Source organism: Shewanella sp. 10N.286.51.B8 (genome assembly GCF_041469325.1).
Classification (GTDB): Bacteria; Pseudomonadota; Gammaproteobacteria; order Enterobacterales; family Shewanellaceae; genus Shewanella.
In genome coordinates, this window is record NZ_JBFRKG010000035.1 from 171,473 (window position 1) to 180,374 (window position 8,902).

At 40.0% G+C, this 8,902-nt stretch carries 5 protein-coding genes; 3 read left to right on the forward strand and 2 right to left on the reverse strand.

All coding sequences use genetic code 11. From position 1 onward, the window contains the following. Positions 1-213 precede the first annotated feature (213 nt). On the forward strand, positions 214-1,590 hold the full coding sequence (hemN, locus tag AB4160_RS14375; protein WP_076542040.1) for an oxygen-independent coproporphyrinogen III oxidase: 1,377 nt from the start codon (positions 214-216) through the stop codon (positions 1,588-1,590). An 81-nt stretch (positions 1,591-1,671) separates the two neighbouring features. Here the strand turns inward: hemN and add are convergent, their stop codons facing one another. Next, positions 1,672-2,667 carry an adenosine deaminase gene (add, locus tag AB4160_RS14380; RefSeq protein ID WP_372005200.1) on the reverse strand — a complete coding sequence of 332 codons (996 nt, stop codon included), beginning with the start codon at positions 2,665-2,667 and terminating at the stop codon, positions 1,672-1,674. 226 nt (positions 2,668-2,893) lie between these two features. Here add and AB4160_RS14385 point away from each other — a divergent pair, with 226 nt between their 5' ends. Both AB4160_RS14385 and AB4160_RS14390 read left to right on the forward strand, forming a co-directional pair. Next, positions 2,894-4,726, forward strand: coding sequence for a DUF885 family protein (locus tag AB4160_RS14385; RefSeq protein WP_372005202.1), 1,833 nt, complete (start codon positions 2,894-2,896; stop codon positions 4,724-4,726). Between the two features lie 141 nt (positions 4,727-4,867). Then, on the forward strand, positions 4,868-5,803 hold the full coding sequence (locus tag AB4160_RS14390; protein ID WP_241901074.1) for an alpha/beta fold hydrolase: 936 nt from the start codon (positions 4,868-4,870) through the stop codon (positions 5,801-5,803). A 114-nt stretch (positions 5,804-5,917) separates the two neighbouring features. Here AB4160_RS14390 and AB4160_RS14395 read toward each other — a convergent pair whose 3' ends face one another. Next, on the reverse strand, positions 5,918-8,314 hold the full coding sequence (locus tag AB4160_RS14395; protein WP_372005204.1) for a putative bifunctional diguanylate cyclase/phosphodiesterase: 2,397 nt from the start codon (positions 8,312-8,314) through the stop codon (positions 5,918-5,920). Positions 8,315-8,902: the final 588 nt, after the last annotated feature.

An 8,902-nucleotide genomic window follows, 5' to 3' on the forward strand; every position in this document is an offset into this window, starting at 1 on the left:
TTTAACAAATCCCTTAGTTATAAGACAGATAACAGCCTCAACATGGATATTGAGGCTGTGAGCTATGCCACAAATCTACCTAAATGCTAACTTTTCCTGCAAAAATGCACCTAATTGCTAATGAGAAATTTCAAATTTACAACGTAGATCAAGGTTATTTGTTAAAGATACTTGCATACTTCGTACATTGCTAATTTACCCGGAGGACACGCCTTGAAGCAGCCCACACAAATAAGTTGGGATCAGTCAATGATCGAAAAGTATAACTACAGTGGTCCACGCTATACGTCGTATCCAACGGCTTTAGAATTTGACGATACTTTTACTGAGCAAAATCTACTTTCAGCGATTGAAACCAGTAAAAGTGACAAACTGTCTTTATACATCCACATCCCATTTTGTGCCAAGCTTTGTTATTACTGCGGATGTAATAAAGTCATTACTCGTCATGCACATAAAGCTGACCAGTACATTGAATACCTTGCAAGTGAAATTGTTAAGCGTGCCCCGTTATTCAAAAATTACACTGTGACCCAAATGCATTGGGGTGGCGGTACACCTACATTCTTAAACCCAGAGCAAATCTTAACCTTATCAAAGCTGATTAAAAGTCATTTTAATTTTGCTGATGTTGGCGAATTCTCTATTGAAGTAGACCCTCGTGAAATCGAATTAACCATGCTTGATACATTAAAAGAAGCTGGCTTTAACCGTATTTCTATTGGTGTACAAGATTTCAATAAAAAGGTACAAGTTGCCGTAAACCGCGAACAAGATGAGCAGTTTATTTTTGACTTAATGGCTAAAGCAAAAGACATGGGCTTTGTATCGACCAACGCAGATTTAATCTACGGTCTACCGCACCAAACCCCTGAAACCTTTGCAGAAACCATTAAGCGTGTGATTGAGTTATCACCGGATCGTTTGTCTATCTTTAACTATGCGCACTTACCATCTCGTTTTGCCGCTCAGCGTAAGATTAAAGATGAAGATATGGCTTCGCCACAGCAAAAGCTAGATATGTTGCATCAAACCATTGAATCATTAACCGGTGCAGGTTATCAGTTCATTGGTATGGATCACTTCGCTAAGCCAGATGATGAGCTTTCAAAGCTTCAAAATGCCGGTAAGCTTCATCGTAACTTCCAAGGTTATACCACTCAGGAAGAATGTGACCTATTAGGTTTAGGTGTGTCTTCAATTAGCCAAATTGGCGATTGTTATGCCCAAAACCAAAAAGATATCCGTCCATACTACGAGTCGATTGACGAAAAAGGTCACGCATTATGGAAAGGCTGTAGCTTAAATCGTGACGATGAAATTCGTCGTGTAGTGATTAAACAAATGATTTGTCACTTCGACCTCGATTTAGCCAAAATTGAACAGCAATTTGATATTAATTTTGAAGAGTACTTTGTTGAAGATTTAAAACTGCTACAAACCTTCATTGATGATAAATTAGTTGATATCACAGACCGTAAGCTTACCATTAGCCCTACCGGTCGTCTGTTGATCCGCAATATCTGTATGTGTTTTGACGTTTACTATCGTCAAAAAGCACGTCAGCAACAGTTCTCGCGAGTGATTTAGTTTTTACTATCACGCAATAAAAAACCGCTGATTATCAGCGGTTTTTTTATGTTTATTTTCAGCTAAACAGGTAGGAGCTAACTATAACTTTGACGCGTATAGCGCCTTGCGTTCACTGCCTGATAAAAAGGCCATTTCAACACCATTACGTTGCACTTGCATCAGCTGAGCATCAGTTAAACCCAGTTCTGACTTAGCGATACGATATTCATGCTTGATATCAATCGCGCTCACACCAGGATCATCGGTATTAAGACCAATTAATACTCCAGCATCCAGAAACTGAGTAAATGGATGAGCATCATAATCAGCCACAGTTGAAGTATGTAAATTACTTGTCGGGCATGACTCGATTCCAATAGAGTGCTTAACTAAATATTCCATCAACTTAGGGTCGTGGATAGCATTTACACCATGGCCAATTCGAGTAGCACCCAACTCTTGCATTGCTTGCCACATGCTCTCGCTACCGGCCGCCTCACCGGCGTGGGCTGTGATCTGCAAGCCAGCATCTCTCACTCGCTTAAAGTGTTCATTGAATAGCTCACCAGGGAAACCTAGTTCATCGCCAGCTAGATCCATTGCCACCAAGCTATCTCGATGCGCTAACAAGCCATCAAGCTCTAAGCGGCATTTCTCTTGTCCAAATGAGCGCGACAAAATGCCGATTAAGTTAACCTTAACATCATAATCTTTCATGCCAGCTTTGACGCCATCAATAACGGCCTCAACCACGCCTTCAATCGGTAAGTTATGACTCATTGCCATGTAATATGGGCTAAAACGCAGTTCAGTGTAATCAAGCCCTGATACTGCCGCGTCTTCAACATTTTCATATGCTACGCGTTTTACAGCATCTAAATCAGCTAATACGCCCACCATCCAATCCAGCTTAGTCAGGAATGCCACTAAACTATTTTCTTTGCCTTGAATTTGAACAAAGGGAGCCAACTCTGCAATTGAGTTAGCAGGCAGTTGAATACCATGCTGATGGCCAAGCTCCCAAATCGTTTTGACCCGCACGTTGCCGTCTAAATGACGATGCAAATCAACCAGCGGAATGGATGTATTGATCATTTTTGCCCCCTATTAAATTTTTGAGCTAAATGTGTTTTTTATTTTATGAACACCCAGCAAGCAAAGTTTAACACGCATCGACAAAAAAACGACCTTAGCAGCAACTAAATTATGCAATCAGTAACAATTATGTCGATGAATTTCACTAGCGAGCATATGATTGAATTGCTATGTTGTGGCTTAGTTAGCTAAATTTGTTATTTACCAACGTTTAAAGGAATTTCCCATGCGAAAGCTCATACTGCCAGCGTTCATCATGCTTGCCATTTCTGGCTGTAAAATGACTTCAGGCTCTAAAGCTCAATATTATTTAGGCGTTCCCGAAAAAACTGAAACCCCAACTCAGGTAAAAGAAACGGCTACAGCGGCAGTAGTAGAAAATATGAGCCTGAAATCAATTATTGATAACGCTTGGCAAGTAGACTTGGATTACTCGCCGACATTGGCCTATTCATTAGGCGATAAGTCAAAGGCCGATAAATTAGCTGATTTATCACCAGAATCCTTAGCCCAAAAGAATCTACGTCAGAAAAAGCTACTGGCATCATTAAAGCAAATTGATCCGGTCACCCTGTCAAAAACCGACAAAATTAATACACAGTTATTAGCGTACCAACTGCAAAACAGTGTTGATATGTACAACTTTAAAGATCATTACTTACCGATAACGGCCGAAAGTGGTTTTCATGCTTACATCGCCTCAATCGCTAATGGGCGCTTTAATAGCGTTGAAGATTATCAAGATTATTTAGCAAAACTTAATGCCTTACCCACTTATTTTGCCCAGCAAACATTTTGGCTAAAACAGGGCTTAAGCAGTGGTATTACCCCAGCAAAAGTAACCTTAACCGGTTTTGAGCAAAGTATTAGTGCCTATATTGTCCCTGTTGAAGACAGCGGTTATTACAAACCCTTCACTCAATTTCCCGATCACTTTAGCGAGTCTGAAAAACGGCAATTAACCCAGCAAGGTCGAGATACTGTTGAGCAAAAAGTGCTACCGCTGTATCAAGATTTTTTCGATTTTATGACTGAAGAATATATTCCTAATGCCCGTATTGCGATTGCCGCAAAAGAGCTACCTAATGGCGAGGCTTTTTACCAAAACCGCGTGGCCTATTACACCACCTTAGCCATGACAACCGATGAAGTTCATCAACTGGGTTTATCAGAGGTCACCCGAATCAAAGCAGAAATGGAACAAGTCATCAAAGAGGTAAAATTTGAAGGCAGCTTTGCTGAATTTCTGCATTTCTTACGCACAGATCCACAGTTTTACCCAAAGACAGCTGAAGAGTTATTAAAAGAAGCTGCTTATATCGCTAAAAAAGCAGATGCTGCTTTGCCTAAACTTTTCGCCACCTTACCTAGAACCCCTTATGGCATTAAACCAGTACCGGCTGAAATCGCCCCTAAATACACTACGGGACGTTACTCTGGCTCAAACCGTGATGATGAGCCAGGCTACTACTGGGTCAATACATACGCCCTCGATAAACGTCCGCTATATGAAATGGAAGCATTAACCTTGCATGAAGCAGTACCTGGGCATCATTTACAGATCTCGCTAAATAAAGAGCTAACAGACTTACCCGACTTTAGACGCTTGAGTTATATCTCGGCATTTGGCGAAGGTTGGGGATTGTACTCAGAGTATCTAGGGTTAGAAGCGGGCTTTTACCAAGACCCATACAGTAATTTTGGCCGCTTAACCTATGAAATGTGGCGGGCAGCACGTCTTGTGGTCGATACTGGTATGCACGCAAAAGGCTGGAGCCGTGAGCAGGCCATAGAGTTTATGGCCAGTAACACCGCATTATCACTACACAATGTCACCACCGAAATTGACCGTTATATTTCGTGGCCAGGACAAGCACTGTCATATAAAGTTGGTGAATTAACCATAAAGCGTTTACGTAACAAAGCTGAAGTTGCATTAGGTGAAGACTTTAACATCCGTTTATTTCATGATGCATTGCTAGAAAATGGTTCAGTTACCATGGCGATCCTAGAACAAATGGTTGACGAGTTCATTAGCGAGCAGCAACGAGTAAACTAATAATAGACACTCATTAGAGAGCTAAATTGCCATTTAGCTCTCTATAACCACCTTCCCCATCAGTATCACTGTTTGCTACACTGCCAAGGTTTACATCCAGCCAAACCCTAGTCCTATTTCTTAAAGCTTAAGGTGATCGATTTGTCTTTTTCGTCAGAGCAACAACTTAATAATGATGAGCAGCAACAATTTTGGCAAGCGGTAACGCAAGCCAAACTACGTCAAGACAATGCCGATATTGCCTATGCTTTTATTCGAAATCCAACCACCAACAAAGCAATTGTCATCAGTAGTGGCAGGGTTGAATGCTATTTAAAATATAAAGAGCTGATGTTCAATATATATCAGCAAGGCTATAGCGTTTATATTCTCGATCATCGCGGTCAAGGCTTGTCATCACGCAGTCAAAAAAATAATCACCAGGGTCACATTGATAAATTTCAGACTTATATCGATGACTTTCATGTTTTTATCAAGCAAATTGTTCAACCCCAAGCACATGATGCTCTATATCTTGTGGGCCACTCAATGGGGGGAACCATAGGTACTTTGTATATGGGCCAATATCCAAGCACATTTAATGCTGCGGTGTTTTCAGCCCCCATGTATGGCATCAACTTGCCAATGAATAAAGGCTTTATTCGCTCTTTAGCCAAGCTGCTAAATACTTATACTGCAGACAAAGAGCCCAACTATGTTATTGGTGGTAAAAACTATAATGCAACCAGCTTTGCTGACAATGAGCTAACCCATAGCCAAAATCGTTATCAAGCCTCTATCGCGCTGTTTGAGCAGAATCCACAAATTCAGTTAGGCTCGCCCACAAACAACTGGCTATTAGAAGCTATAACAGCAGCTGATAACGCAACCCAAGTGGCCGCAACGAGTATCAAGCCCATTCTTATTTTGCAAGCGACTGAAGACACCATTGTGGATAATGCAGCCCAAGATAGAGCGGAAAATAACTTATGCCAGCTACAAAGGATACACAGCAGTCGGCATGAGATATTTATGGAAGTAGATGAGGTACGTAACCAAGCACTGACAAGTATGTTCGCTTTTCTTGAGCAATACTAATTAGCAGCTATTAATAGCAATTATACTAGCGCCATTGATATTAGTGCCATTAACACTTTAGAAACCCTGATGACTGTCTGAAGTTTGGGAAGTCCAGTTAACTTATAACTTAAACTAACTAAATGGTACTTTCCAAACCACGCTCAGGTTAATTTCTGATTCTAATAAGTGTTTAATGTCTTGTTGGGATAGCGGCCTACTAATTACAAAGCCTTGAAACAAATTACTATTAAGATCGCTCAGTAAACTCAACTGCTGACGATCTTCAATGTGCTTTACTACGACAGGATAATTTAACTGTTTGGTCATATTAATAAGTGAGCGGAATATCTTTCGCGCCTCTTTTGAACTAACAATATCATTAATATAGCCAGTAGCCAGCTTAACCTGAGCAAAATGAATACCATTAAAGCGATGTAACGGACATAAACCTGATCCAAAATCATCGATAGCGACTCTGACACCGGCCCGCTGTAGTTTTAAAATTTTATTTTTTGCAGTGATAGGATTAATAGAAAAGATATCTTCCGACAACTCCAATTGGATTAAATTAAAATTAACGCCTCTTTCTGCAATCTTGTTAAGAATAACATCAACAAACATATCTTGATGAAAATGCCTAGAAGAGACATTAATTGAAAAGCACGGGCAATTTAAATTCGCAGCTTGTAAGCTCTTTATAAATAAGCAAACCTGACTTAACATCCATAATTCAAGTTCAAAAATCGTGTTAGAAAGCTCAGCAACTGGAATAAATTGCTTCGGGCGAATAAAACCTAACTGAGGATGATGCCAACGCATCAATACTTCAACACTTTCGGTATTGCCATGTATATCTACTACAGGCTGATAAACCAAGGATATCTGGCCAGCCTTAATCGCTAACTTTAAGTCCCGTTGTAATTTCAAGGGTTCATTGTGGCTAGCATCCAACAGTAAACTATGTAGCACACAGCTATTGGTCTTACTTTCAATAGCTTTGCATAAAGCTTTATCTGCACGAGAAAGTAACTGACTCGGTTCTAAAGATTCTTGGCCATCAAAAACCACCATTCCAATTTGAGTAAAAACTGAAACATCTTGTCCAGATATGCTGAAACTACGGCCAACCACTTGGCGAACTTCACTTGCTAACGCTAACGCACGTTTATTGGCATGCTCTAAATTATTACCTAAATTTTTTGCTGCAATAACAAATTCATCATCTCCCAGACGACTTAACAAACAGCTATTTGAAAAACTCCCAGAAAGCCTTGCTGAAATCTGCATAAGTAATCGATCAGTGAGTTGCTCACCTAACGCTTCATTTACTAACTTAATGTTACTTAGATTAATGACTAGCAAGCTGCAATGTTGATTACTTTTACGCGCATAAGCTTGAAGGTCAAACAATTCGTTAGCTAACGCTTCCCGATCAATAATATCTGACACCCCAACATGACTTTGCCTTTCTACAGTAATCTGTTGGTTTTCAAGTTCAGAAGAAACATCGTTTATCGAACCTATGACTCTTATTGGCTTACCCAGTTCATCCCACTGGATAATTTGACCTCTATCTAACACCCAAATGTAATCATTCGCCTTAGTTAGCATCCGATGAACACTTTCGTAATTGCGAGTTTTACCTTGCAGATAATTATTAAGTGCTGCTACCACTGCTTTTTTATCATCTGGATGTAACAAAGCTTCCCAGGCTTCATAGGAGCTAGCGATATCATCGGATTGATAACCTAATATTTCTTTCCAGTGATCTGATAAGAAGACGCCATTGGATATAGTATCCCAGTCCCAAATACCGTGTTGATCTGCATTAATAGAATATAACCAACGCTGCTCAGCATTAGTCAGTCGCTGATTGCTTTCGGCTAAATGTAGCCCTACTTGAACCAATGACTTATTGAGCCAATATAACTCATCGACAAAGGTAGTCACCTTAGTCGATCCCCCTTTAGCATTGACAATATTTTGCGCATTTTTAGTTAAAGTTCTAATAGGCTTAATTAGTACCAAATATAACCCTAAGCAAAAAAGTAGCACAATTATGCCACCAATTGCCCAAATATAAATAAAGCGTTTTTGGAGGCTGTCTGCAGCCTCAGCCATCAATGAGGAGATATTGTACTCAACATAAATCACATCTACCGCGCTAGAATAACTATATTTATCTGAGGCATTGATAGGATAATATGCTTGTATAGAGCCACGCTCTAAATTGGTTTGAATCAGTGGGCGTTTATTGCTTACCGCTTGTTGATGGATGTCATTGATGTAACCATCAATAACATTAGTAGCATTACTGTCACGCCATATGACATGATTAGCGAAGCGAATTTGGCTAGAAGCATCTAAAATGACATAAACCATCATATTGCTATCTATAGCAGTAAGAGAAACCTCTTGTTCAATTCTTGAAGTGTCTTGATTAGCTAACGCTGACTCAATGACATGCGTCATCCGATACAATTCTTTCTCAATGTGCTTAGATTCATTAGCCGCCAGTTGAGAATGCAACTCTTCTCTTTCATAGTAAAACTCCCCACTGACTAATAGAAAGAACAGGGCGCTTATAAAAAAAGGCACTAAGAATGATAGTGAAAATAAAGGTCGCTTTGACAAGGCTACACCGTTGATTGCTAATAAAATATTTGACGCATTAATAACATACTAAAGACGACAGAGATCAACAACAGCTAATCGAAAATATGCCATCAATAAACTTCAGCAACGTAAAAACTTCTGCACAGTAGCACCCTTGGCAAAACACACTTTGCTTGGCGCGACTTAGTGGAATAGCCTTACTATGATCTATTGTTCACTGACATAGCATTATTCAGTCCGTTAGCCCTAAAGATAACCCCTGCTTTTACATGGGTACTGCCCACACTTGCCTTAAGTAATAATATTCAGCAGCTAATGACTCAGCAATCAACATCAGGAATTGTTGTCTTTTACCCCAACTACGAAAAAAACCTGACTGTTAAGTCAGGCCTTTATCGACTCTCTTACGAGAGATATTAGGCGCTTGGCAATGACCTACTTTCACATGGGCATTCGTCCACACTCATCGCTCACGCTGATATGTTGCAGCTAATAACTCAA

Bases quoted from the DNA above. Each gene is read 5' to 3' on its own strand.
- add (WP_372005200.1), bottom strand. From the start codon at position 2,667: ATGATCAATACATCCATTCCGCTGGTTGATTTGCATCGTCATTTAGAC.
- AB4160_RS14385 (WP_372005202.1), top strand. From the start codon at position 2,894: ATGCGAAAGCTCATACTGCCAGCGTTCATCATGCTTGCCATTTCTGGC.